Annotated in this window: 24 protein-coding genes; 16 read left to right on the forward strand and 8 right to left on the reverse strand. The window is 69.5% G+C overall.

Annotated features, from left to right (window positions below; translation table 11 throughout):
• Positions 1 to 38 precede the first annotated feature (38 nt).
• Complete coding sequence (locus OG331_RS19615) at positions 39 to 395, forward strand: ArsR/SmtB family transcription factor (RefSeq protein WP_406197948.1); 357 nt, start codon at positions 39 to 41, stop codon at positions 393 to 395.
• Complete coding sequence (locus OG331_RS19620) at positions 392 to 1,525, forward strand: MFS transporter (protein ID WP_406197950.1); 1,134 nt, start codon at positions 392 to 394, stop codon at positions 1,523 to 1,525. The genes OG331_RS19615 and OG331_RS19620 overlap by 4 nt, the downstream gene beginning before the upstream one ends.
• Positions 1,526 to 1,583: 58 nt before the next feature.
• On the opposite strand, the gene OG331_RS19625 is transcribed toward OG331_RS19620, so the two are convergent.
• Positions 1,584 to 2,669: a flavin-containing monooxygenase gene (locus tag OG331_RS19625; RefSeq protein WP_406210142.1), complete on the reverse strand. Its 1,086-nt coding sequence runs from the start codon at positions 2,667 to 2,669 to the stop codon at positions 1,584 to 1,586.
• Between the two features lie 105 nt (positions 2,670 to 2,774).
• Here OG331_RS19625 and OG331_RS19630 point away from each other — a divergent pair, with 105 nt between their 5' ends.
• The 3 genes from OG331_RS19630 to OG331_RS19640 all read left to right on the forward strand — a co-directional run bounded on the left by OG331_RS19630 (position 2,775) and on the right by OG331_RS19640 (position 5,960).
• Entirely contained in the window at positions 2,775 to 4,136 is a 1,362-nt protein-coding gene (locus OG331_RS19630) for an NAD(P)-binding domain-containing protein (RefSeq protein WP_406197952.1), read from the forward strand.
• Positions 4,137 to 4,163: 27 nt separating this feature from the next.
• Positions 4,164 to 4,625 carry an ArsI/CadI family heavy metal resistance metalloenzyme gene (locus OG331_RS19635; RefSeq protein WP_406197955.1) on the forward strand — a complete coding sequence of 154 codons (462 nt, stop codon included), beginning with the start codon at positions 4,164 to 4,166 and terminating at the stop codon, positions 4,623 to 4,625.
• A gap of 207 nt (positions 4,626 to 4,832) precedes the next feature.
• Positions 4,833 to 5,960: a pentapeptide repeat-containing protein gene (locus OG331_RS19640; protein WP_406197957.1), complete on the forward strand. Its 1,128-nt coding sequence runs from the start codon at positions 4,833 to 4,835 to the stop codon at positions 5,958 to 5,960.
• A gap of 567 nt (positions 5,961 to 6,527) precedes the next feature.
• On the opposite strand, the gene OG331_RS19645 is transcribed toward OG331_RS19640, so the two are convergent.
• From OG331_RS19645 to ilvA, 4 genes are all read right to left on the reverse strand, one after another.
• A complete protein-coding gene (locus tag OG331_RS19645) occupies positions 6,528 to 7,328 on the reverse strand; it encodes an ABC transporter permease (protein ID WP_406197959.1) in 801 nt (266 codons plus the stop codon).
• Positions 7,325 to 7,525, reverse strand: a complete 201-nt coding sequence (locus OG331_RS19650; RefSeq protein WP_406197962.1) for an integral membrane transport protein — start codon at positions 7,523 to 7,525, stop codon at positions 7,325 to 7,327. Before OG331_RS19650 ends, OG331_RS19645 begins: the two co-directional genes overlap by 4 nt.
• Positions 7,522 to 8,499 carry an ATP-binding cassette domain-containing protein gene (locus OG331_RS19655; RefSeq protein ID WP_406197964.1) on the reverse strand — a complete coding sequence of 326 codons (978 nt, stop codon included), beginning with the start codon at positions 8,497 to 8,499 and terminating at the stop codon, positions 7,522 to 7,524. Before OG331_RS19655 ends, OG331_RS19650 begins: the two co-directional genes overlap by 4 nt.
• Positions 8,500 to 8,706: 207 nt before the next feature.
• On the reverse strand, positions 8,707 to 9,936 hold the full coding sequence (gene ilvA, locus OG331_RS19660) for a threonine ammonia-lyase (RefSeq protein WP_406197966.1): 1,230 nt from the start codon (positions 9,934 to 9,936) through the stop codon (positions 8,707 to 8,709).
• A 163-nt stretch (positions 9,937 to 10,099) separates the two neighbouring features.
• Here ilvA and OG331_RS19665 point away from each other — a divergent pair, with 163 nt between their 5' ends.
• The 3 genes from OG331_RS19665 to OG331_RS19675 all read left to right on the forward strand — a co-directional run bounded on the left by OG331_RS19665 (position 10,100) and on the right by OG331_RS19675 (position 11,562).
• Positions 10,100 to 10,606, forward strand: coding sequence for a MarR family winged helix-turn-helix transcriptional regulator (locus tag OG331_RS19665; RefSeq protein ID WP_406197968.1), 507 nt, complete (start codon positions 10,100 to 10,102; stop codon positions 10,604 to 10,606).
• A 198-nt stretch (positions 10,607 to 10,804) separates the two neighbouring features.
• Complete coding sequence (locus OG331_RS19670; RefSeq protein ID WP_406197972.1) at positions 10,805 to 11,317, forward strand: sigma factor-like helix-turn-helix DNA-binding protein; 513 nt, start codon at positions 10,805 to 10,807, stop codon at positions 11,315 to 11,317.
• A complete protein-coding gene (locus tag OG331_RS19675) occupies positions 11,314 to 11,562 on the forward strand; it encodes a hypothetical protein (RefSeq protein ID WP_406197975.1) in 249 nt (82 codons plus the stop codon). Before OG331_RS19670 ends, OG331_RS19675 begins: the two co-directional genes overlap by 4 nt.
• A 42-nt stretch (positions 11,563 to 11,604) precedes the next feature.
• Here OG331_RS19675 and OG331_RS19680 read toward each other — a convergent pair whose 3' ends face one another.
• The gene (locus OG331_RS19680; protein WP_363037908.1) at positions 11,605 to 12,759 is read right to left on the reverse strand and encodes a cystathionine gamma-synthase; all 1,155 of its coding nucleotides are present in this window, start codon (positions 12,757 to 12,759) and stop codon (positions 11,605 to 11,607) included.
• 196 nt (positions 12,760 to 12,955) lie between these two features.
• On the opposite strand from OG331_RS19680, the gene OG331_RS19685 reads away from it, so the two are divergent.
• The 7 genes from OG331_RS19685 (at position 12,956) to OG331_RS19715 (ending at position 21,111) form a co-directional block, all read left to right on the forward strand.
• Complete coding sequence (locus OG331_RS19685; protein WP_406197978.1) at positions 12,956 to 14,074, forward strand: hypothetical protein; 1,119 nt, start codon at positions 12,956 to 12,958, stop codon at positions 14,072 to 14,074.
• Between the two features lie 113 nt (positions 14,075 to 14,187).
• On the forward strand, positions 14,188 to 15,786 hold the full coding sequence (locus tag OG331_RS19690; protein ID WP_406197980.1) for a M48 family metalloprotease: 1,599 nt from the start codon (positions 14,188 to 14,190) through the stop codon (positions 15,784 to 15,786).
• Between the two features lie 166 nt (positions 15,787 to 15,952).
• Positions 15,953 to 17,071, forward strand: a complete 1,119-nt coding sequence (locus OG331_RS19695) for a hypothetical protein (protein ID WP_406197982.1) — start codon at positions 15,953 to 15,955, stop codon at positions 17,069 to 17,071.
• An 81-nt stretch (positions 17,072 to 17,152) separates the two neighbouring features.
• Positions 17,153 to 17,866, forward strand: coding sequence for a peptide-methionine (S)-S-oxide reductase MsrA (msrA, locus tag OG331_RS19700; protein ID WP_406197984.1), 714 nt, complete (start codon positions 17,153 to 17,155; stop codon positions 17,864 to 17,866).
• Positions 17,867 to 17,953: 87 nt separating this feature from the next.
• Positions 17,954 to 19,240: an ATP-binding protein gene (locus OG331_RS19705; protein WP_406197986.1), complete on the forward strand. Its 1,287-nt coding sequence runs from the start codon at positions 17,954 to 17,956 to the stop codon at positions 19,238 to 19,240.
• Between the two features lie 161 nt (positions 19,241 to 19,401).
• The gene (locus OG331_RS19710; protein WP_406197988.1) at positions 19,402 to 20,073 is read left to right on the forward strand and encodes a HEAT repeat domain-containing protein; all 672 of its coding nucleotides are present in this window, start codon (positions 19,402 to 19,404) and stop codon (positions 20,071 to 20,073) included.
• A 3-nt stretch (positions 20,074 to 20,076) separates the two neighbouring features.
• Complete coding sequence (locus OG331_RS19715) at positions 20,077 to 21,111, forward strand: MerR family transcriptional regulator (RefSeq protein ID WP_406197990.1); 1,035 nt, start codon at positions 20,077 to 20,079, stop codon at positions 21,109 to 21,111.
• A gap of 103 nt (positions 21,112 to 21,214) precedes the next feature.
• Here the strand turns inward: OG331_RS19715 and msrA (OG331_RS19720) are convergent, their stop codons facing one another.
• Positions 21,215 to 21,727, reverse strand: coding sequence for a peptide-methionine (S)-S-oxide reductase MsrA (gene msrA, locus OG331_RS19720; RefSeq protein ID WP_406197993.1), 513 nt, complete (start codon positions 21,725 to 21,727; stop codon positions 21,215 to 21,217).
• Between the two features lie 249 nt (positions 21,728 to 21,976).
• On the reverse strand, positions 21,977 to 22,717 hold the full coding sequence (locus tag OG331_RS19725) for a helix-turn-helix domain-containing protein (RefSeq protein ID WP_406197995.1): 741 nt from the start codon (positions 22,715 to 22,717) through the stop codon (positions 21,977 to 21,979).
• Between the two features lie 221 nt (positions 22,718 to 22,938).
• Between OG331_RS19725 and OG331_RS19730 the strand changes: the two genes are divergently transcribed.
• The gene (locus OG331_RS19730; RefSeq protein ID WP_406197997.1) at positions 22,939 to 23,613 is read left to right on the forward strand and encodes a DUF4097 family beta strand repeat-containing protein; all 675 of its coding nucleotides are present in this window, start codon (positions 22,939 to 22,941) and stop codon (positions 23,611 to 23,613) included.
• Positions 23,614 to 23,630: the final 17 nt, after the last annotated feature.

Below are 23,630 nucleotides of genomic sequence, written 5' to 3' on the forward strand. Positions count from 1 at the left end.
TATCCCATCCCGAGGTCATCGATTATCGTCGATTATCGATGAGAAATTCTCTGGAGCGTTCCGAGGCCGAGCAATACGCGGGCTGGTTCAAGGCGCTGGCCGACGCCACGCGCATTCAGATCGTGACGCTGCTGGCGCGAAGCGGTGAGCGTCTCGCCGTGGGACAGATCGTCGAGGCCGTGGGGGTGGGGCAGTCGACGGTCTCGCACCACCTCAAGGCGCTGGCGGAGGTGGGCTTCGTGCTGGTGGAGCGGGAGGGCGCGTTCAGCTGGTACCGGCTGAACGAGGAGTGCGTCGACGCCTTTCCCTCGGCTGCCGATGTCGTCATGGGGCGCCCTGCGCCGGCCCGAAACGGAAGCGGTGCGACGCGCGGACGCTGGCGCAGCGACCCATGAGTACCGGCGTCGGACAGGCGGAGCGGGCGCCGATGCGTTCCGGGGCGGTCTATGCCCTGCTGTTGGGGCTGGGTGCGCTTGACGCGGCCGGTTACAGCCTGATCGCGCCGGTGCTTCCCGGTCTGGCTGCGCAGACCGGAGCCAGTGCCACGGCGCTGGGGATGCTGGTCGCGACGTTCCCGCTGGGGATGGTCGTAGGTTTCGCGCTGGGCGGGGCTGTCATTCAGCGCAGCAGCCCGGCACGACTGCTGTTGGTGGGTTTGTCGCTGATCGCGGCGGGCAGCCTCGGGTTCGTCTTCGGCACGGATATGGCCGTCTTTGCCGTCTCTCGTCTGGTGACGGGCCTGGGCTCCGGGTGTCTGTGGCTAGGGATCACCTTCGCCACCCTTGCCGCCTGGCCCGGCCAGGAGTACCTGTGCATGAGCCGCGTCTACGCCGCCTACTCCGCGGGCGGACTTCTGGGTCCGCTGCTCGGGACGATCCACGGGGTGCGCGGCCCCTTTGCCGCCTACCTCACCCTCGTCCTCCTCGCGATTGTGCCGGTTCTAACGCTGCGACTTCCTGCGACGGTCGGCGCGTTCGCCCCCGACCGGGGCGCTCTGCGCTCAACTGGATTCAGGGCCTCCGCCGTCGCTATCGCCTTCGCCGTGCTGTCACTCGGCACTCTCGAAGGGGTGCTGCCGCTCCACTTCGGCACCAAGCTGGGCCAGACCCAGATCGGAGTGCTGTACGCCGCAACGTCCGTCGTGGTGGCGGTGGCCGGAGCAGTGGCGGCCCGGTGGCAGCCGCGGGCGGTGCTGCTGGTCTCTACGGTGCTGGTGGCCATCGGCTTCTCGCTCGCCGGTGCCAGTACGGCCGTACTCGCGTGGATTGCAGCGCTCGCCATCGCTGGGGTCGGTATCGGCCTGGCCAACACCGGAGCGACTGGCCTCCTTCTCGGCGCCGTGCCCGCCCAGCGCATCGTGACGGCCATGGTGCTGTGGTCTCAGATCGGCATTCTCGGCTACCTGGCCGCTCCCGCGATCGGCGGACCCGTAGCCGATGCCTTCGGCTACGGCGCAGTCGCCGCCGTCGTTGCGCTGACGGCCATGGGTGTGGCCGCGATGCTCGCCCGGCGCAAACAGTCATGAGCTGCCAGCTCCGCATCGCGGCTTCTACCCAAGGGCAACGTCGCGCAGCGTCCGGATATCAGTCAGCTCGTCGCGGTTCCCAGTCCTGCTCCACCGAAGCGAGGTGGGCTGCGACGTGCCGTGCTGTCCGGGCAGCGTCCCGGCCCACTCCGCGCAGGGAGTTCGACGACAAGCTGCGCTGACATTCAAGACCGACGTAGGCCAGTCCCGGGTGGGTGAGCGATATGCCCTCGCGGTGGCGGGGGTGCCCGGCTGCGTCGAGGGCGCCGAGCGGAGCGAGGTAGCCCATATCGGGTCGGTAGCCGGTGGCCAGCAGGATGGTGTCGACCTCCTCGGTGGCGCCGTCAGCCCAGAGGACCTTGGTGTCGCTGATGCCCTTGAACAGCGGCCGTCGATCCGGTCGCCCTGCGGTGACCGCAGCCCGGTAGCGGCCGTCGTCGATGACCAGTTGCGTCGGCGGTGTGCGCAGGAACCGGCCGATGGGCAGCGTGTCGAGGCCCGTGCGGGCCAGCCACCAGTGCAGATCCCGCCCCAGCGCGCGCTGGCGAGCCAACCTCACCCGATGCCGCGCAGCCAGCGTCACCTGAGCCCGCTCGGCGACCTCGGCGGCGATCTGCACCGCGGAGTTCCCTGCACCGACGACCACGACGCGCTGCCCCGTGAACAGCTCGGGCGAGCGGTAGTCAGCAACGTGCAGCACAGCGCCGGCGTAGCCCTCCAGACCCGGAAGGTCAGGGCGGTGGGGACGCCCGAAGGTACCCGTTGCCGCGACGACCGCACGGGCCTCCAACTGGCCGCCATCCTCCAGACTCAGCCCGAACGCGCCATCGCGGTAGCCGACTTCGAGCACGCGCGTCCGGGTGCGGATCTCGGCGTCCAGCTGGTCGGCGTACCGCAGCAGATAGGTGATCACCTCGTCCCGGTGCGGGTAGCGATCCAGGTCCCCATCGAAGGGCATCCCCGGTAGCGAGCTGTACCGGGCCGGAGAGAAGAGCGTGAGGCTGTCGTAATAGCGCGGCCAAGATCCCACAGGCCGGTCGGACGCCTCCAGGACCACCGGTGCCAGCCCGTGTCGGCGCAGGGCATGCGCCGCGGCCATTCCGGACTGGCCGCTCCCGATCACCGCTACGTCCACCCGCTCCATGCCGAACCCCCAGATTCGATGAATGTCTATGTTGACGCCCATCGATACAGGTGTAATGCTTGGCAGCGCAAGAGATCGACGGATGTCGAAACAAAGGGGAATCTCGTGAACGCGCTCAGCACCGACCAGCTGCCCGTCGTGGTTATCGGCGCCGGTCCCATCGGCCTGGCTGCCGCTGCCCATCTCGTCGAGCGCGGTATCGAACCCCTGGTCCTGGAGACTGGTCCGACGGCGGGCAGCGCCGTGCGCGAGTGGTCGCACGTTCGGTTGTTCTCGACCTGGGGTGAGCTCATCGACCCGGCCGCGGAGAAGCTCCTCGCTCCGACTGGCTGGGTCCGCCCCGACGCCTCCACCTACCCGACCGGCGGCGACTGGGCCGAGCGCTACCTCCAGCCGCTCGCCGACGTCCTCGGCGACAAGGTCCGCTACGGCGCCACGGTGACCGGCGTCGCCCGCGCAGGCCGCGACCGCATCGTCGACTCCGGCCGCGACGAGCAGCCGTTCACCGTGCACATCCAGTCCTCCGATGGGACCGAGGAGCGGATCACCGCCCGCGCGGTCATCGACGCCTCCGGCACCTGGTCCGTCCCGAGCCCGATGGGCGCCGACGGCCTGCCCGCCCTCGGCGAGAAGAAGACCGCCGACCGCATCACCTACCGCGTTCCCAACCTGAGTGACCCGGCTATTCGCGCCCGGTACGCGGGCAAGCGAACCGCTGTCGTCGGCTCCGGCGCCTCCGCCTTCACTGCCCTCGCCCTCCTCGCCGACCTCGCGAAGGAGAACGACGGCACGCACGCGGTGTGGATTCTGCGCCGCGGAATCAGCGACAACACCTACGGCGGCGGCGAGGCCGACCAGCTCCCCGCCCGCGGAGCACTCGGCCTGCGCGCCAAGGCCGCTGTTGAGGCCGGCCATGCGAGCGCCGTCACCGGCTTCCGTTCACAGGCCGTGGAACGCGACGGCGATCAGCTTGTCCTGGTCGCGGAGGACGGCCGCCGCCTCGACCCGGTCGACGAGGTCATCGTCCTCACCGGCTTCCGCCCCGACCTGTCCTTCCTCTCCGAGCTCCGCCTCGGCCTCGACGAGCGCCTCCAGGCCCCGACCGCCCTCGCCCCGCTCATCGACCCCAACGTCCACTCCTGCGGCACGGTCTACCCGCACGGCGTCAACGAGCTCTCCCACCCGGAACAGGGCATCCACCTGGTCGGCATGAAGTCCTACGGCCGCGCCCCGACGTTCCTCGCCATGACCGGCTACGAGCAGGTCCGCTCCATCACCGCCTCAATCGCAGGTGACCAGGAGGCCGCCGAGCGCGTCGAACTCACCCTCCCGGAAACGGGCGTGTGCGGCGGCGCTGGCCTGTTCGACGAGCCGGAGAACGCCGAGGAGTCCGGCGGCGGATGCTGCGCCACCCCCACCACCCTCCAGATCGGCGTCGGCGCCCCGGCATCCGCTGGCGGCTGCTGACCCCACACCTGCACAAGGAGGATCGCCATGTCCCGCGTACAGCTGGCTTTGCGAGTCCCGGACCTCGACGCGTCCATCGCCTTCTACAGCCGACTCTTCGGCACCGAGCCCGCCAAACTCCGCGACGGCTACGCCAACTTCGCCATCACCGAGCCGCCACTCAAGCTCGTCCTGATCGAAGGCACCTCGGACGAGGCCACCCGCCTGGACCACCTCGGCGTCGAGGTGGAATCGACGGATGCCGTTCACACCGCCACAGCCCGCCTGAGTGAGGCCGGCCTGGCGACGACCGAGGAGAACGACACCACCTGCTGCTACGCCCTCCAAGACAAAGTCTGGGTCCACGGCCCTGGCCAGGAACCCTGGGAGGTATACGTCGTCAAGGCCGACGCCAACTCCCTGACCAAGCAGCAGGGCAGCACCTGCTGCACCCCGGCCTCGGCCGACACCGACTCAAAGGAACCGGTCACTGCGGGCGGCTGCTGCTGATCCGCCGATGACCGACCTTCACACCAGCGAGGCCGTGACCGGCGCAGGGGAGCGGTCACGGCCCCGTTGATCGCCCATCCACAATCCGAGCACGGCACAAGGGAGGGCGCTCGAATGCTGGTGCACCTGTCGTGCAGGCTCAACTCCTCCTCTGAACTTAGGGCTTCGCACAGTTAAGTCGCGGAGCCGGATGCCATCCTGCTTTCCATGAAGCGGAACGTGAAGCGGACTGCGCTTGGAGTCCTCCTTGCCCTAGTGATCGCTGGATACGTATTGCTGTTGTGGCGCGGGCCTTGGTGGATCGATGGCGAGCACCTGCGTACGCAGGACCTTCAGCCTGCCGACGGCGTTGTCATCACAGGGTTCCGTACCATGCTCGTCGCACTCGGCGCCGGAGCCGTAGCCGCGTTTGGCCTGTACTACACACACCGCAATCACCAGCTGGCTCAGCAGCAGTACGAACAGGGGCAAGCTCAGTTTCTTCTAGCCCAAAAGCAGTTCACGCATTCCCAGGAGCAGTTCTCTCATACGCAGGCCAAGGATCGCGAACAAGCGGAAATTACCAGGGAAGGGCAGGTTACAGAGCGGTATGTGGAAGCGATCAAGCTTCTCTCCTCTGGAAACCTAACCCAGAGACTGGGTGGGATTTACTCACTCGAGCGCATAATGTGGGATTCAGATAAGGATCGCTCGACTGCGGTTGAGGTACTTGCGGCTTTCATACGAGAGCGTGCCGCGATTCGGGATTCGGATGAGTCGGGCAACGGTAAGAATCCGGAAGAAGACGTGCAAGCCGCACTCACGGTACTCGGGCGGCGTCCCATTCATGAAGAGAACACTGACTTCATCGACCTGCGTCGCACGGATCTGCGCGGGGCAAACCTGGCGGATGCGGTGCTGGATCACGTCGACATGGAAAGATGCTTGTTGCAGGGAGCCTCGTTCTATCGGGCTTATTTGCGGTGTGCTGATTTCTCTGAGGCCACGCTAACCGGTGCCCACTTCATGGACGCGAGAATCGGCGCCGCAAGATTCATACTGGCCGACATGACGGGTGTCTCGTTATGGAAGGCCGAGGGGGCGGATGTCGACTTCACGGGTGCCAATATGGAAGGGGTTAAGCTTATACGGTGTGAACTCCCTACGGCTTCATTCCTGCGCGCCTCGTTGGCTAACGCCGAGATCGACGATGCAGTCTTGAAGGGTGTCGACCTTCGACATGCTGATCTTCGAACAGCAAAAGGGGTTACTTCGAAAATCCTTGAGTCTGCCCGGTGTGACGATGAAACTCTCCTGCCTGAACTCTCGACTAAACCTTCCGAGGCGGCGGGTTAGGGTATTAGAGTCGGCTATCGCGTTAAATGGGTCGCTGCTCGTTCACAGTGGGACAGGCCTCAAAGGTCTGCGGAGCGGCATTGGGCTGGAGCTGCTTTGGCGCGAGTGATCATGGCCCCGTAAGCTTCCGGCGCGTCGGGCAGCAGTCCGTGGACCTGCCCGGTAAAGCACGACGTTGGGGCCATGATCTTCGAGGCTCGCGCCAAAGTGGCTGCCTAAAGCCGTGGAGCCGACCGCCCCAGCCACGACGTACACCTTCTCTGGCATCAGGCGGCTGATTGCTCTGAGCGCGGCACGGGGAGCGGAGCGAGCCGCCTTGATCAAGTACAGAGGGTTGTAACTCGGCTGCGTTGAGGGCTCCACAGCACCAGCTCACGAACTCACGTGCCACTCGGAGAACTTCGGGACGCCGATGGCGCAGACGACGGTACGGCCGCCCAACGCCTCGTACGCGCAAACAAGAAGGCCCCTCCGTGTGGAGGAGCCTTCGTTGCGGGTCGTTCTCCCTGCCCGGCATACACGCCAGCCGCAATCGAGCCGACCTTGACGAACAGGATCCGGGAACCGTCAGCCGGTCGCCCGGCGGTACTTCCGGACCGCGAGTGTGCGGAAGAGCAGGATGATCACGACCGACCAGATCAGCGAGGCCCACACGGGGTGCTGCATGGGCCAGGCGTCGGATGCCTGGAAGCCCGGGGGGAGGTTGCCGAACAGCTCGCGGCAGGCCTGCACGGTGGCGCTGAACGGGTTCCACTCCGCGATGTGCTGGAGGAAGGTGGGCATCTGGTTCGCGTCCACGAAGGCGTTCGAGATGAACGTCAGCGGAAACAGCCAGATCAGGCCGCCCGAGGTCGCTGCCTCAGGAGTGCGCACGGACAGGCCGATGAGTGCGCCGATCCACGAGAACGCATAACCGAGAAGCAGGAGCAGCCCGAACCCGGCGAGCACCTTGCCGATGTTCTCGTGCGTGCGCCAGCCGACGATCACGGCGACGACCGCCAGGACGACGAGGGTGAGCGCCGTCTGAACCAGGTCGGCGAAGGTGCGCCCGGTCAGCACCGCACCACGTGCCATCGGCAGGGAGCGGAAGCGGTCGATGAGCCCCTTGTGCATGTCGTCGGCGATGCCCGCACCCGCACCCGCCGTAGCGAACGTGACGGTTTGGGCGAAGATGCCGGCCATCAAGAACTCGCGGTAGGCCTGGGTGGAGGTGGACGAGCCGACCTGGATCGAGCCACCGAACACGTAGGTGAACAGCACCACGAACATGATTGGCTGGATCAGCCCAAAAATGATCATCTCGGGAATCCGGCCCATGCGGATCAAATTCCTACGGGCGATGACCGCGGAGTCGTTGATGGCGCTCACTTCACCTGCTCCTTCAAGGCGTGGCTCCGCCGGTCCCGGATGCGCAGCGAGACGGATCCTGGCCGATACGTGCGAACAAGATTCGGGATCCGGGACATCCGGATCGGATTGCGTTTCGCAACGACGACCGAGTCCCGGACGGACTGGCTGACCGGGTTCGTGGCCGGCGCGACCCGCACGGCGTCGAGAGCACTCATTTGGCGGCCTCCTTGCCGTTCGCCTCGTCCTTCACCTCGGCCAGGTGTCCTGTCAGGGACAGGAAGACGTCGTCCAGGGTCGGGCGGCGCAGCCCGATGTCGTCGATCTCGATGCCCCGGGTGTCGAGCTCGCGGATGACCTCGGCGAGGAGCTTGGCGCCTCCGGTCACGGGGACGGTGAGCTTGCGCATGTGGTCCTCGACCGTCGTGTCGCCCTTGCCGAAGCCGCGCAGCACCTCCGAGGCGGCCTGCATCTCGTCGCGCTCGTGCACCACCAGCTCGACGCGCTCGCCGCCGGTGCGGGCCTTGAGCTGGTCGGAGGTGCCGGTGGCGATGACATGGCCGTGGTCGACGACCGCGATCTCGTGCGCGAGGTGGTCGGCCTCTTCGAGGTACTGGGTGGTGAGCAGCAGTGTCGTACCGCCCGAGACCAGGCGCTTGATGACCTCCCACAGCATCTGCCGGTTGCGGGGGTCGAGGCCGGTCGTCGGCTCGTCCATGAACATCACGGGCGGCGAGACCACCAGCGCGGCGGCAAGGTCGAGGCGGCGGCGCATGCCGCCGGAGTAGGTCTTCGTGGGACGGTCGGCGGCGTCGGCGAGGTCGAACTGCTCCAGCAGCTCGACCGCGCGTGCCTTCGCGGCCTTGGACCTCATCTGGTAGAGCTGGCCGACCATCTGCAGGTTCTCGCGGCCGGTGAGGTACTCGTCCACCGCCGCGAACTGTCCGGACAGACCGATGGAACGGCGCACGGCATCGGGTTCCTTGAGGACATCGATGCCCGCGACGACCGCCGAGCCACTGTCGGGGCGCAGCAGGGTCGTCAGACAGCGGACGGCCGTCGTCTTGCCCGCGCCGTTCGGCCCGAGCAGGCCCAGGACCGTGCCCTCGGGAACATCGAGGTCGACGCCGTCCAGAGCCCTTACGTCACCGAAGGTCTTCACCAGGCCTTCGGCATAGATGGCGCCTGGCATATGAATCTCCACGTCTTCGGGGAAACTTCGGAAAGCCTAGGTTTTGCGCTGTTCGTTCCGCGCCAGGACTCGGCGCTGTGGCGTAGATACGAGACACACCATAACGCGATGTATCGCGTCTCTCAACGGGATTGCCCGAACGAGTGACAGAAGGATTCCGACCTGCGCTTTCGCCCGCCAAGGCCTCGACCGACGACCGCTCGCGTCTCAGCCGATGACCGTGTAGCCCGCCTCACGCAGGGCATGGCCGACCTCGACGCAGTGCGCACGGCCCTTCGTCTCCAGGTGCAGCTCGACCTCCGCCTCCGTGAGCCCGAGCCGGGGGTCGGTCCGTACGTGACTCACATCGAGGACGTTAGCGTCCACCACTGACAGCACCCCCAAAAGCGTCGCGAGCGCGCCCGGCCGGTCCGTGAGCCGCAGCCGTACGGCCAGGTAGCGGCCCTGCGCGGCCATGCCGTGCCGCAGGACGCGCTCCAGCAGCACCGGGTCGACGTTACCGCCGGACAGCACCGCGACGACCGGACCCTCGAAGGCGCCGGGGTCGCTCAGCAGCGCCGCGACGGGGCTCGCGCCGGCCGGCTCGACGACCAGCTTGGCCCGCTCCAGGCACAGCAGCAGGGCGGTGGCCAGCTCGTCCTCGCTGACCGTGCGGACCTCGTCCACCAGGTCGCCGATGATCCGGAACGGCACGTCACCGGGCCTGCCGACCTTGATCCCGTCCGCCATCGTCACCGGGTTGTCGACGGCGACGGGGTGCCCGGCCGCCAGCGAGGGCGGATACGCCGCGGCACCGGCCGCCTGCACGCCCACGATCCGCACGTCGGGCCGCAGCGACTTCACTGCTATCGCGATACCCGCCGCGAGCCCGCCCCCGCCGATGCCGACGACGATCGTCCGCACTTCCGGGCACTGCTCGAGGATCTCCAGGCCGACCGTGCCCTGGCCCGCGATGATGTCGGGGTGGTCGAAGGGGTGGATGAACACCGCGCCCGTCTCGGCGGCGTACTCCTGCGCCGCGGCGAGCGTCTCGTCGACCACCTGGCCGTGCAGGCGCACCTCGGCGCCGTAGTCCTGGGTGGCGCTGATCTTGGGGAGCGGGGCTCCCTTCGGCATGAACACCGTCGAGTGCAGCCCGAGCAGCGACGACGCCAGGGCGACGCCCTGTGCGTGGTTGCCGGCGCTCGCGGCCACGACGCCCGCCGCCCGCTGCTCCGGGAGCAGCCCGGCGATCCGGACGTAGCCGCCGCGCAGCTTGAACGATCCCGTCCGCTGGAGGTTCTCGCATTTGAGGTGCACCGGCGCGCCCACCAGCTGGGACAGGTGCCTGCTGCCCTCCATCGCCGTCACGCGCGCCACGCCGGTCAGCATCTTCTGCGCCCCGCGCACGTCGTCGAGGGTGAGGGGAGGCCAGGAGTCAGCCGTGCTGTAGCTCATGACCCAAGTCTCGCAGTTCACAGGCGCACGGCCCTGGTGTGACCAAGCACAGAGATGGGTTTGCGCAGCCCCGGTACACCCCGCGTCCGGGCCGCGTACCCTGTCCCCCAACCCAGCACCCCCTTCATGAAGTGAGCCCCCGGCCATGCCCACAACACCTGAAATGTCGATGGACATGACGACCGTCGCTGACAGCGGTCTCCTCGACACGCTGCAGCACGAGGTGGCGGTGTTCGCCCGTCGTGCCGAACAGACCCGGCTCGGTGGGGTCGGACAGGTGCGCAACTCCATGGACCGCGCCGCATACCTGCTGCTCAACCGCCTCGACAAGGAAGGCCCCATGGGCGTCAAGGCGCTCGCCGCGAGCATGGGGATCGACTCGTCGACGGTGACGCGCCAGGTGGCGCCGCTCGTCGACACAGGGCTCGTCAAGCGCACCTCGCACCCCGAGGACGGGCGGGCGGTGGTGCTCCAGCTGTCCCCGCGCGGGCAGTCGCGGCTGGAGGAAGTGCGTTCGTCCCGGCGTCAGTTGATGGCCGAGCTGACGCAGGACTGGGCCCCGGAGGAGCGTGAGGCGTTCTGCACGCTCCTCACTCGCTTCAACACCGCGCTCTCGTCGCGGATGGCGGCGCAGGGAATCTCTGGCTCGGACTCGCCCACGGCCTCCTGAGAGCCCGTTCGGCGCCTCGGTGAGGCCGTCGCCGCGCCGAATCCGCCACCCGCACACGCGCGTACTCGCGTGATCCGCTCCCGGCTCTTGACCCCGGGCCGCCGCTGGCCTCATATGAAACCGGGTCCTCCTCGTGCGCGGCCGAAACGCGTCATGCGCGGGGCCGGGTTCCTCAGGGTCGGTCAGGCAGGAGGGGCGGTGGGACGACAGCGAGTGGTCCAGGACGCCCGCCGGGACCGCGAGTTCGCGGCGTTCGTCGCGGGCGCGGCAGGGCGGCTGCTGCATGCCGCCACACTGCTCACCGCGGAGCCGCCGGGCGACAACCCACGCGCGCGGCACCTGCTGACGCTGTCCCTCGCGCACACGTACGCGTGCTGGGACCGACTGCGCGGCGAGGACCCGTACGACCGCGCCCGCCAGTACCTGGCCACCCGCTTCTCCCGGACCGTATGGCACCAGTACGGCCCTCTCGCCGCCCTCGGCCGGTCCCGGCCGCACCCCGACAGCCCGCTCGCCCGGCTCTCCCCGCAGGAACGCCTGATCCTGGTCCTGAGGCTGTACGAGGGTGTCGCCGAGGAGCAGGCGGCGGCCCTGCTCGGCCTGCCCAGGGAGCGCGTCCACGCGATCTGCGACCGGGCGACGGCGACCCTGCTGCATCCTCCGCGCGAGCCCGCGCCGACCGTGCTGGGCCCGAAGGTGGTGTCGCCGTGAATCGCGCCCAACGAGAAGCGGCCGCCCGGCGGATCATGGAGCGCACGCCGCCGTCGGTGCCGCCGGAGCTGTACGCCGAGGCCGTGCAGCGCGGTGGCCGCATGCTGCGCCGCAGGAAGGCCGCGATGCTGCTGATGTGGCTGGTGCTGTTCGCCGCGACGATGGCGTTCGTGGTGTGGGCGCTGACGGCACGCCCCTGGGTGGAGCCGCCGTCGGAGACGACTCCACCACTGACGGGCTGGTGAATCCTTCCTTCGGTCCCCTGCCCGTTCCTGCCGCCGTGAGGGCTAGCCGAGCGCCCGCTGGAGGTCCTCCAGGAGGTCCTCGACGTTCTCGATGCCCACGGAGAGGCGGACGAGGTCGGCGGGGACCTCGAGGGCGGATCCGGTGACGGAGGCGTGGGTCATGCGGCCGGGGTGCTCGATGAGGGACTCGACGCCGCCCAGGGACTCGCCGAGCGTGAAGACCTTGGCGCGGTTGCAGACCTCGACGGCCGCCGCCTCGCCGCCGGCGACACGGAAGGAGACCATGCCGCCGAACGCCTTCATCTGCTTGGCGGCGATCTCGTGACCGGGGTGGTCGGGCAGGCCCGGGTACTGAACGCTCGTGACGCGCGCGTGCCGGGTCAGCATGTCGGCGATCCTCGTGGCGTTCTCACTGTGCCGGTCCATGCGCACCGACAGCGTCTTGGTACCGCGCAGCACCAGCCAGGAGTCGAAGGGGCCGGCGACCGCGCCCATCGCGTTCTGGTGGAAGGCCAGTTCCTCGCCAAGGCCCTCGTCGCTGACGATCAGCGCACCGCCGACGACGTCCGAGTGGCCGCCCATGTACTTGGTCAGGGAGTGCACCACGACGTCGGCGCCGAGGGACAGCGGCTGCTGCAGATACGGCGTGGCGAAGGTGTTGTCGACGACGAGCTTCGCGCCCGCGTCCCGGGAGATCTGGGCGACGGCCGCGATGTCGGTGATGCCGAGCAGCGGGTTGGAAGGGGTCTCCACCCAGACGATCTTGGTCTTCGGGGTGATGGCCGCCCGGACGGCGGACGGATCGCTGGTGTCGGCGACCGACCATTCCACGCCCCACCGCGCGACGACCTTCGCGAACAGCCGGAACGTGCCGCCGTACGCGTCGTTGGGGATGACCACGTGGTCGCCGGGGCTGAGCAGCGTACGCAACAGGCAGTCCTCGGCCGCCAGTCCGGACGCGAACGCAAGGCCGCGGCGGCCGCCCTCCAGGGCCGCGAGGTTCTCCTCCAGGGCGGTCCTCGTCGGATTGGCGCTACGGCTGTACTCGTAGCCGCCGCGCAGGCCGCCGACGCCGTCCTGCTTGTAGGTCGAGACCTGGTAGATCGGCGGGACGACCGCGCCGGTGAGGGGATCGGCGGTGTTCCCCGCATGGATCGCCAGAGTCTCGAAGTGCTGACTGATATGCCTGTCGCTCATGGGAACCGAGCGTAATGCGCGAACGGGGCGGATGCCGGACGGCGGGGATTCCCGGCCCCGCCCGGCCCGCCCGGACCCGCCCTGCCCGCTCACCACGGCCTCCGTTTTCCACAGTCCCGCACGCCACGGAACGCGTTTTCCACAGGCCGCCCGACCTCGTTGGCCAATTGTCGGCGGCGTCTGGAACGCTGGAGGCATGGAAATTCTCTGGGTCCTGATCGCGCTGCTCATGATCGGCTTCGTGGTCGTGCCGTTCATGCGACGCAGGCGGGGCATGATCGAGCAGGTCCACCCCGGCCACCCGGACGCCGCGGACCCGGCGAATTACGGCTTCGCGCGGCAGGAGGAGCTGGACGTGCGGATGCCCGGCCCCGACCAGGACCTGCTGGACGTCCTGGACCTGGTGCAGCGCACACAGGACTACAAGGCGGCCTCCCAGCTCCTCGCCGGCACCGAGGCGGAGGGCGAGCAGCGCTGGCAGCGCGTGCAGGCCTTCGCGGGCGCCGCGTCGCTGGAGCTCCAGCAGCGGCCCGGCGGCGTCAGCGAGTCGCCGGGCGGCCAGTGGCTGCGGGTGTGGCGGACCGAGCAGCCCAAGGACGCGGGCGGCGCGGCCGTGCACGCGGAATTCCTGGTGCAGCAGGCGTGGCGCACGGCGACGCCGGGCACGGACGAGTTCCGGATCATCATGGAGGAGGCGAAGTCGGCGTGCGGTGATGCGGCGCTGCTCGCCCCGGGCGACCCGATTCCGTACATCGTCGAGCTGTCGGTCGCGCGAGGACTCGCCTATCCCCGGGCGGAGTTCGAGCAGCTCTGGCTGAAGATCCTGGACCGCGCCCCGTCCCATATGGGCGCGCATCTGGCGGCCCTGCACTACTGGTGCGAGAAGTGGCACGGCTCGCGCCAGCTGGCCTACGAGTTCGCGGAAGCGGCGGCGGCCCGCGCACCCCAGGGCTCCCTCCTCGCCGCCATGCCGCTGTTCGCGGTGTTCGAGCACCTGCCCGAGGTGAACCTGGTCAGCGGCTTCTACCAGAGCGAGGTCGTGACGAAGGCGATCCACGGCGCGCTGTACGCCGTGCATGCGGCCCGCCCCGACGACCCGATGCTGGCGCACGTACGCCACCTGCTGGTGTTCTTCCTGGTCCGCGGCGAGCGCTGGGCCGAGGCCATGGACCAGCTGATACACGTCGACGGCCACATCGGCGCCCTCCCCTGGACCCTGTCCCCCGACCCGGCCGCCGAGTTCGCGGTCTACCGGGCGCTGGCCGTGGCGGGTTACGAGGCCAACGGCGGCAGCCCTGCGACCCTGCCGCACTGAGCCGCGCACCCCCGGAAAAAACCCGCATTGCCGCACTGACCTGCGGTAGGGCATACTCCGCTTCCCCCCACACACTTCGTCATGTCCATTTCTCGTGGGGGGAATTGCCCAACATGGGGGCAACTCTGCGTGCCGTGCGCGCGCTCATCCTGCTCGCCGGGTTCTATCTGCTCGGCTTCGTCATGCTCGGTGCGCTCGTCGCCGTCGACTGGGCCGTCGCCGAGGGCGGGGTGGGGAGCGTCACCGCCAAGGTGTGGATCGTCAGCGCGTTGCTGGCGATCCCCATCGTCCAGGGCATGTTCGCGCTGCGCACGCCCAAGGAAGAACCGCCGCCCGGCCTGGTCATGACCGAACAGCAGGAGCCGGCGCTCTGGGCAGCCGTACGCACGCTGGCCGAGGAGACCGGAACCCGCGCGCCGGACGCGATCGTCCTGACGCCGGACGTCAACGCGGCCGTCGCCGAGGACGCGACGTTCCTCGGTCTCAAGCCCGGCCGGCGCCGTATGTACATCGGGTTGCCGCTGATGGCGGGGCTGAGCGAACCGCAGCTGCGGGCCGTGCTGGCCCATGAGTTCGGGCACTACACGAACCACGACACCCGCCTCTCCGCGATCACCCTGCGCGGCCGCCTCCAGGTGCTGCGCACCGTCGCCAGCCTGCACGAACGCTCCCGCAAGAAGGTCGCGAAGGAGGAGGCCAAGCAGGAGAAGAAGATCGCCAAGCGGCTCGCCAAGGGCAAGAAGACGGGCACGGTCGACGCCGGGACGGCGGGCCTGAGTTACCGCCTCGCCGCCAAGCCGTTCCTCTGGTACGGCACCTTCTACCTGCGCGCCTCCCAGGGCCTGGGCAGGCGCCAGGAGCTCGCCGCCGACCTGGCCGCCGCGCGTATCGCCGGCCGCGACGCCACCGCGTCCGCGCTGCGCGAGATCCCCGTGCTGGACTCGGCCCACGGCTTCTACATGCAGTCGTACGCGACCCTCGGCACCGGCGCCGGACTGCTGCCGCCGCCCGGCGAGGTCTTCGGCGGGCTGCGCCATCTGCTGACCGGGCGCGCCGACGAGCTGGACGAGATGCGGCAGGCCCTGCCCGAGGAGGAGCAGTCGCCGTACGACTCACACCCTCCGATCGCCGAGCGCATCGCCCGCATCGAGCAACTCCCCGACGACGGCCGCGCCCTGACCGGCGCCCGCCCCGCGCTCTGTCTGCTCACCGACCCGGCCCACGCCTTCGCCGCACTGGAGCAGGCCGCCCTCACCCCCGAGGCCCATCAGCTGCGCCGCACCGCCGACTGGACCCAGCTGGTCAACGAGTCGATGCTCTGGCACGCCGACCAGGACGCCGAGCCGCTGCGCACGGCCGTCACCGAGATCCACGGCGGAGACGGCTCCCTGGCCTCGTTCCTGAATGCCGTCGACGCGGGCCGGCTGTGGCAGATGGCCGACCGCCTGCCCAAGTCACCGGAGGCGCAGGCCGCCACGGGCCGCGCGGCCCGCGAGTTCGCGCGCCCCCAGGTGCGCGCCCGCCTCTCGCGCATGGTCGTCGCCGAACTCGTCCGCCAGGGCCGGGCCCAATGGGAGCTGTCCTGGTCGGACCCGGCACGGCTGCGCCTGCCGGACGGTTACGAGGAGGCGCTGAAGCAGGCGCTGGACGCGGTGGTGGAGGACGTACCGGACACGCGGGAACTGCGGCAGTTGCTGGCGCGAGCGCAGTGACCGACACCAACCGGCAGGCCGACGCCGGGTTCAGGACCGGCACCCGGCCGAGGCCCGCCATCGAGCACAGCCCCCCTCCCCTCCCTCCGTCCCCGTCCTCCTCCCCCTCCTTCCCCTTCCCCTTCCCCGCTCAGGCCCCTCACTGCTCAAGGACGCAGACACACCCATGAGTCACATACTCCCCATCATCGTGATCCTGCTCGCGATCTACTCCTGGTACCGCGCGCAGAAGAAGTCGGCGCCGAGCGGAGGCGGCGCGTCCGTCCGCAACCGGGATCTGGCCAAGGCCGCCGCCCAGCTGGGCTTCCTGCCCGGCGAGCAGCTGGACACCGACCGGGCCTACGCCCCCGCCCCCCGGATTGCGGCCGTACGGGAAGCCGTACGGGCCGGGGACTGGAAGGCCGGCGCGCAGTTCCTGGCCGAGGCCGGGCGGGACTGGCAGGAGCGGGACCGGCGCTCCAGCGTGCTGGCCGACGAGGCCGTCAAGGACGACTCCTGGCTGCTGGCCTGGCGCACCGAGCGGCCGGAGGACCCCGACATGGCGCTGGTGTTCGCGGAGTCAATGATCTACCTCGCCTGGGAGGTCCGCGGCTCGGCGACCGCCAAGCACACCACGCAGGAGCAGTTCGCGGGCTTCCGCCGGATCCTGGACCAGGCCCGTGAGGCGTGCGCGCAGGCGCAGGCGCTGGCCGGGGACGACCCGTGCCCGTTCATCGTGGAGATCCCGCTGGCGAAGGGCCTCGGATACCCGCACGAGAGGTTCGAGGAGATCTGGGCCGAGATCGTCGAGCGCGACCCGCACCACCTGGCCGCGCACACCTCCGCCCTCCAGTACTGGTGCGCGAAGTGGCGCGGCTCGCACGAGCTGGCGGAGAGCTTCGCCCGTTCCGCGGCCGAGAAGGGCACGCCGGGGCAGTTGCTGACCCTGCTGCCGCTGGAGGCGTACTTCGAGTACGAGATCCAGCACTCCGACCTGGAGCAGGACGAGTTCTACAAGCGCCCGGAGATCGTGGCGGCGGTCGACGCGGCCCTGGTCGACGTGGCGGCCGCGGCTGCCGCCGACCCCGAGGACTGGCGCATCCCGCAGGTCCGTCACCTGCTGGCCAGCCTGCTGTTCTGGCAGGACCGGTACGAGGCGGCGGCCGAGCAGTTCCGGCTGGTCGACGGGTACATCGACGCGGTGCCCTGGTCGTACCGGGGCGGCCGGGACGCGATGATCAAGGCGTATGTGCAGCAACGGGACTTCAGCGCCGCGCAGGTGGTGAAGGCGCGGGGCGGAATCTGAGCGCTCGGCCGTACGTTGAGGCGGGTACAGCGCAGCCGTCGCCCCTTCGGGCTGCGCTGTACCCGCGAGGAAGGAACCCTCATGCTCTTCGGCCGTACGCCCGTCCTGCCCACCCCCGAGCAGGCACTGCAGGGCCGTCCGGAACCGATCTTCCGGGTCCCCGACCGCCACACGGTCCTCGGCAACCCGCTCCTCGGCCCCTACCCCGAGGGCCTGGAGATCGCCGACCTCGGGCTGGGCTGCTTCTGGGGCGCCGAGCGCAAGTTCTGGCAGCTCCCGGCGGGCGTGTGGACGACCCTCGTCGGCTACCAGGGCGGCCACACCGAGAACCCCACCTACGAGGAGGTCTGCTCGGGCCTCACCGGCCACACGGAGGCCGTCCGCGTGGTCTTCGACCCGAGCCTCGTCTCGTACGAAAGGCTCCTGAAGACCTTCTGGGAGTCCCACAACCCCACGCAGGGCTTCCGCCAGGGCAACGACGTCGGCACGCAGTACCGCTCGGCGATCTACCCGCACACCCCGGAACAGGCGAAGACGGCCGAGGCGTCGCGCAAGTCCTACCAGGAGGCCCTGACCCGCTCCGGCTACGGCTCGATCACGACGGAGATACTGCCCGCGGAGGGGCGGGTCTTCCATCCGGCGGAGGGGTACCACCAGCAGTACCTGGACAAGAACCCCGCCGGGTACTGCGGCATCGGCGGGACGGGGGTCAAGCTGAGTACCCCGTTCGAAACCAACTGGGGCGCCTCGTGCCCCACGGGGGTCGTGCCCGCACCGGAGACTGCAGAACAGTAGGTCTGCGGGTGCGGGTGCGATGGGCCTGCTGCGCTCGTCGCCCAGCGCTCTCGCGGGAGACAATGGGAGTCCCTCGGGGCAGGTGAGGTGGTGACGATGCCCCCATGGCATCTGCGCGACTATCACGATGACGATCTTGACCAGGCCATCCAGATCTGGGACCAGAGCCGCCGGGCCGACGAGGACCGGGTGTTTTCTGTCTCCGAGGTGATGGCCGCGGCCAAGGCCGGTCAGACGGCGGTGGTCGCGGTGGTCGGCGACGAACTGGTGGGCATGGCCGTAGCGCAGTCGTCCGGCAAGCGGGGGTGGATCCTCCTGGTGGCGCTCGCCTCCCGCTGGCGCGAGCGCGGGATCGGCAGCGCTCTCCTCGCCGAGCTCGAACGGCGCCTGCGGGCACTGGGCGTGCGCCACATCAGCGCGCTGCTGCCCGCCGGGGCCGCCGGCACGAAGGCTCTGGAGAACTCCGGCTACCGGTCCCGCGACGGCTTGACCTACTACGAAAAGCTCGAACCGCCAGGTGCCGCCAACGCCGACGTCCTCGCGTCACTGGGCGGACGCATGCTGCCCGAAGGGCTGTGGGATGCCATGGCCGGCATGGAGCGGGAGAAACAGGTCGTCGAACGCCGTGTCGTGCTCCCGCTGACGGAGCCTGCGCTGGCCGACCGTTACGGTGTCGTCCCTCCCAAGGCCGTCATCCTGTTCGGCCCTCCCGGCACCGGGAAGACCAGCTTCGCCAAAGCGGTGGCCTCGCGGCTCGGCTGGCCGTTCGTCGAGCTCTTCCCGTCACGGCTCGCTGCCGACACGAGCGAGGGGCTGGCCGCGGCGCTGCGGGAAGCCTTCGCGGACCTGGCGGAACTGGACTCGGTGCTGCTCTTCATCGACGAGGTCGAGGAGATCGCCGGCGTGCGGTCCGGGAAGGCGGTCGATCCGGGACACGGGGTGACCAACGAGTTGCTCAAACTGATCCCTGTCTTCCGCGAGCACGACGCGCGGCTGCTGGCCTGTGCCACCAACTCCGTGCGCTCGCTCGACCCGGCTTTCCTGCGACCGGGCCGGTTCGACAACGTCATTCCCATCGGCCCACCGGACCCGACGGCCCGCGCGGCGATCTGGGCGCGCTATGTCGGAGCCTCCGCCCACTCGGTGGACCTCGCCCGGCTGGTCAACGCCAGCGAGTTGTTCACCCCGGCCGACATCGAGTTCGCGGCACGGAAGGGTGCGCAGGCAGCATTCGAGCGCGAGGTCACCCACCGAAGCGGCCGACCCGCCACCACCGAGGACTACATGACCGCCATCGCCGACGTCCGGCCGACGCTCACCGCACAGGCCATCAAGGACTTCTCCGAGGACATCGAAAAGTTCAGCCGCCTTTGAAACCGGAGCCGGTCCTTGGCCCCGGCGGCGAGCGTCGTGCCGTTGGCCGCCGGCCGCCGCAGGACCTGCCCTCAGGACCGGCAAAGCAGCGAAGTTGCCTGCGAGGCTTTGACCTTGACACGGTGACAAGGCCTTCACTGCTTGCCGAGGAGGTGGTCCCGATGACCATGACGCGACAGGCAACGGATGCGATACGAGCACTCCAGGCACTGGAGGACGGCAGTTCGTCCGTGCGGCTGCGGGCGGCTATGGCGGTCGGCACGACGCCGGATCCGCGCTTCGTCGACAAGCTCGTCGAGCGTTGCGCGATCGAGCCCGAGTTCTTCGTCCGCGACATGCTGACCTGGGCGCTCACCCGCCACCCGGTGTCCCTGACGCTCCCCGCGCTGCTCCGCGCAGTCCGCTCGGAGCGGGCGCAGGCACGCAGTCAAGCGCTGCACACGCTGTCCAAGATCGGGGACCGGCAGGCGTGGCCGGCGATCACGCGGGCGCTCCTGACCGACGCCGACGACGCGGTGGCGCGGAGCGCCTGGCGGGCCGCAGTCGTGCTCGTGCCGGAAGGCGAGGAGTCCGGGCTGGCCGCCGTACTGGCGACGCAGTTCGGGCGCGGTGAGCGGGAGACTCAGCTGAGCCTCAGCCGGGCGCTGGTCGCACTGGGTGAGGCCGTCGTGCCGGCACTGCGTGCTGCGACGACAGCTGCTGACCGGCATGTGCGCACGCACGCGCTCGCCACGGAACGGCTGCTGCAAGACCCCGATGCGGGATTCGAGTTCGCGATCGAGGAGGCGAAGCGCCTCGTGGCCCTCGGCGGGTCCGGCCAGGAGGGACGATAGGAAGTGTTGATCGGTGAGGTGGCGCGACGGTCCGGGGTCAGTGCCCGCATGCTCAGGCATTACGAGTCGCTCGGCCTGTTGCGGCCCTCGGGTCGCACGGGTTCCGGCTACCGGGAGTACTCCGGCGACGACATCCGGCGGATCTTCCACATCGAGAGCCTGAGGTCGCTGGGGCTGTCGCTGCGTGAGATCGGACGGGCGCTCGACGATCCCCGCTTCACGCCCTCGGCGCTCGTCGACGACCTCATCCGTCAGACACACGAACGCATCGCGGCCGAGAACGAGCTGCTCACGCGGCTACGCCGGATCGATGCCGTGGAACCCGCCGACTGGGAGGACGTCCTCCAGGTCGTCGCCTTCCTCCAGGCGCTGGGGTCGAAGAGCGCAGCCGCACGCCAGCGCGCGGCCCTCTCCTCGACCGGCGAGGTTCCGGTGCCGGTGGAAGCCCTGGTCGAGGCGGTACTGAGGGAGTCGGAGCCGAACGTCGCCGGAGCCCTTCGATGGGCGCTGGCGCGATCGGGTGACGGCGGCACGGCACTGCTGGCGGAGGGCCTCTACTCACCGGTGGCCGAGGTGCGGGAGCGTGCCGTTCAGTCCCTCGCAGAGATGCCCGGCGATGAGGCCACCGCCCGGCTGCGGGACGCCCTCGCGAACGCCGATGTCGTCGTCCGCGGCCATGCGGCTCTGGCGCTCGGGACGCGTGGAGTGGCCGAGGCGATCCCGGCGCTCATCGACATGATCGTGGCGGGAAGGAACGACACCGATGCCGCCGATGCATTGAGCATGCTGGCCGGCGACGCCGCGACGGTGGATCAGGCCGCCGTGGATCAGGCCGCTGTGGATCAGATCGCCACCGGGCTCGTCGACCGCCTCGCCCACGGCACCACCGAAGCGCCCGCACGCGTACGGCTGACCCAGGCGTTGGCGGACATCCCGGGGAGCACGGCTTCTGATGCCCTCGTGGATCTGTCGCAGGACGGGGACCGTGCCGTTGCGCTGACCGCGGCGTACCTTCGCCGGCTACGCGACGCACGGTGACGGACGGGTTCGTCCTGGCGTGCAGGACCGGTTCGTCCTGGCGTGCCGCGGACGGCGGAGTCTGTGCCAGTCGGCCTCCGCCGTCCCCCGGGCCGCCCCTCGGTCAGCCCTCGGCGCGGGCGGGCAGCCGCCATCCCGGGCGCGGGAAGTGGCAGGTGTAGCCGTCCGGGTAACGCTGGAGGTAGTCCTGGTGCTCGGGCTCGGCCTCCCAGAAGGGGCCCACCGGTTCGACCTCGGTGACGACCTTGCCCGGCCACAGGCCAGAGGCGTCCACATCCGCGATCGTGTCCTCGGCGATCCGCTTCTGCTCGTCGTCCACGTAGTAGATCGCCGAGCGGTAGCTGAGGCCTATGTCGTTGCCCTGGCGGTTCTTCGTGCTCGGGTCGTGGATCTGGAAGAACAACTCCAGGATCGCGCGATAGTCGGTCTTCGCGGGGTCGAAAAGGATCTCGATGGCCTCCGCGTGCGTGCCGTGGTTGCGGTACGTCGCGTTCGGCACGTCACCCCCGGTGTATCCCACCCGGGTCGCCGTCACGCCCGGCAGTCGGCGGATCAGCTCCTCCATCCCCCAGAAGCATCCGCCCGCCAGCACGGCCCTCTGCGTCTGCGCAGCCATCGTGGCCCTCCAATATCGGTCAGCTCGGTCACTCGGGCTGCTCTGCTCGCACACACCGGCATCCCATGCCCACTCCCGTCAACGCATGAGGGGGCCTGGCGATTCCGCCGCCCTCGCCCTCGCCCCCGCCCCCGCCTCTGCCCGTCGCCCCGCCCTACCCCTGCCCCCCTCCGCCGTCCCCCCGTCCGCCGTCCGCCGTCCGCCGCCAGGCGGAGAAGGCACCCCCCGTCAGCCGGGTTCGGCCGCCCCCTACGACTCGGCGGTTGCGTCCGAGGTCGTCTCGGGCTTCGTGTAGAGCACTTCCCGGGCCTGCTCCGCGGCGCGGGCCGTGCTCTCGGAGACGAAGTCGAGGAAGCGGGCGATGTTGTCGAGGCGGGTGGCGGCCGGGGTGCCGGGGCCGAGAACGCCGACGCCCTGCCGTGCGGTCACGACGACCTGGGCGATGGCGCGGGCGCTGGCCATCAGCGAGTCGTACCAGACGTCGTCGTCGACGACGTAGCGCTCGCGGCGGCGTTCGTCGCGTTCCCGGCGGACGAAGCCCTGGCTGTCGAGGAACGTGATCGCCTTGGAGATGGACGCCGGGCTGACCTGAAGGCGCTGGACGAGTTCGGACGCGGTCAGGCTGCCCGCGTCGGTGATGGTGAGGCAGGCCATCACCCTGGACATCATCTTGGGCATGCCCGACTGCATGAAGACGGTCGTGAGCAGCTCCTCGTACTCGCGTACGGCCTCGGCGTCACGCCCGTGGGCCGGCGGGGGCGCCTCCGATCCTCGGGGCGCGGCCTGCCTGCGCCGGTGGGCGCGGTGTTCGGTGGCGCGGTGGGCGAGGTCGGCGCGGTAGGCGGTCGGGCCGCCGTTGCGCATCACCTCGCGCGTGACCGTCGAGGTGGGACGGTCGAGGCGTCTGGCGATCTCCGCGTAGGCGAGGCCGTCGGCCAGTCCCAGCGCGATCTGCTGGCGTTCCTGCTGGGTGAGTCTGCCTCCGGGCACCGCAATCTCCTTCGCACTTTCTGGTGCCGGCCAGCATAGCGTTCAGCTCCATTCCATTGCAACGAGCAGCTGCATTTCGTTGCGTTAATTTCAAGACCGTTGCAACGAAATCCTTCAGTTTACCTGCAAATACGCCGCCATAGCGCAACGACTTGATTGCGCAATCCTTGAACGCAACGTAGCTTTTCCCTCATCGGAAACGACGAATCAAGGAGAGCACGATGCAGAAGTTCGACACCCCCGCCCCCGTCTCCGCCGTCCTCGACATCCCCGCCGGACGCATCCGTTTCATCGCCGCCGACCGGGCCGACACCACCGTCGAGGTCCGCCCCGCGGACGCCTCCAGGAGCCGCGACGTGCAGGCGGCGGAGCAGACCGAGGTCGCCTACGGCGACGGCGTCCTGCGCATCGAGGTGCCGGCGGGGAAGAACCGGGTCCTCGGCGCCTCCTCCGGGTCGATCGAGGTGACGGTCCAACTGCCCACCGGCTCCCGAGTCGAGGCGAAGGCGGCCGCCGCCGAACTCCGCGGCGTCGGACGCCTCGGCGACGTCACCTTCGAGGGCGCGCAGGGCACGGTCAAGCTCGACGAGACCGCGGGCGCCCGCCTCGCCCTCCAGGCCGGCGACATCACGGTCGGCCGCCTCACCGGGCCCGCGGAGATCAGCACCCTGAAGGGCGACCTCCACATCACCGAAGCCGTGCGCGGCACCGTCACGCTGCGCACCGAGCACGGCGAGATCTCGGTCGGCGCCGCCCGCGGGGTCTCCGCCTCCCTGGACGCCGGCACCACCTACGGCCGGATCCACAACGCGCTCATGAACGCCGACGGCGCCGCAGCCGGCCTGAACATCCACGCGACCACCACCTACGGCGACGTCACCGCCCGCAGCCTCTGACCCGCCCGCAGCCTGTA

Origin of the sequence: Streptomyces sp. NBC_01017 (assembly GCF_045162795.1) — a bacterium.
GTDB lineage: Bacteria > Actinomycetota > Actinomycetes > Streptomycetales > Streptomycetaceae > Streptomyces > Streptomyces machairae.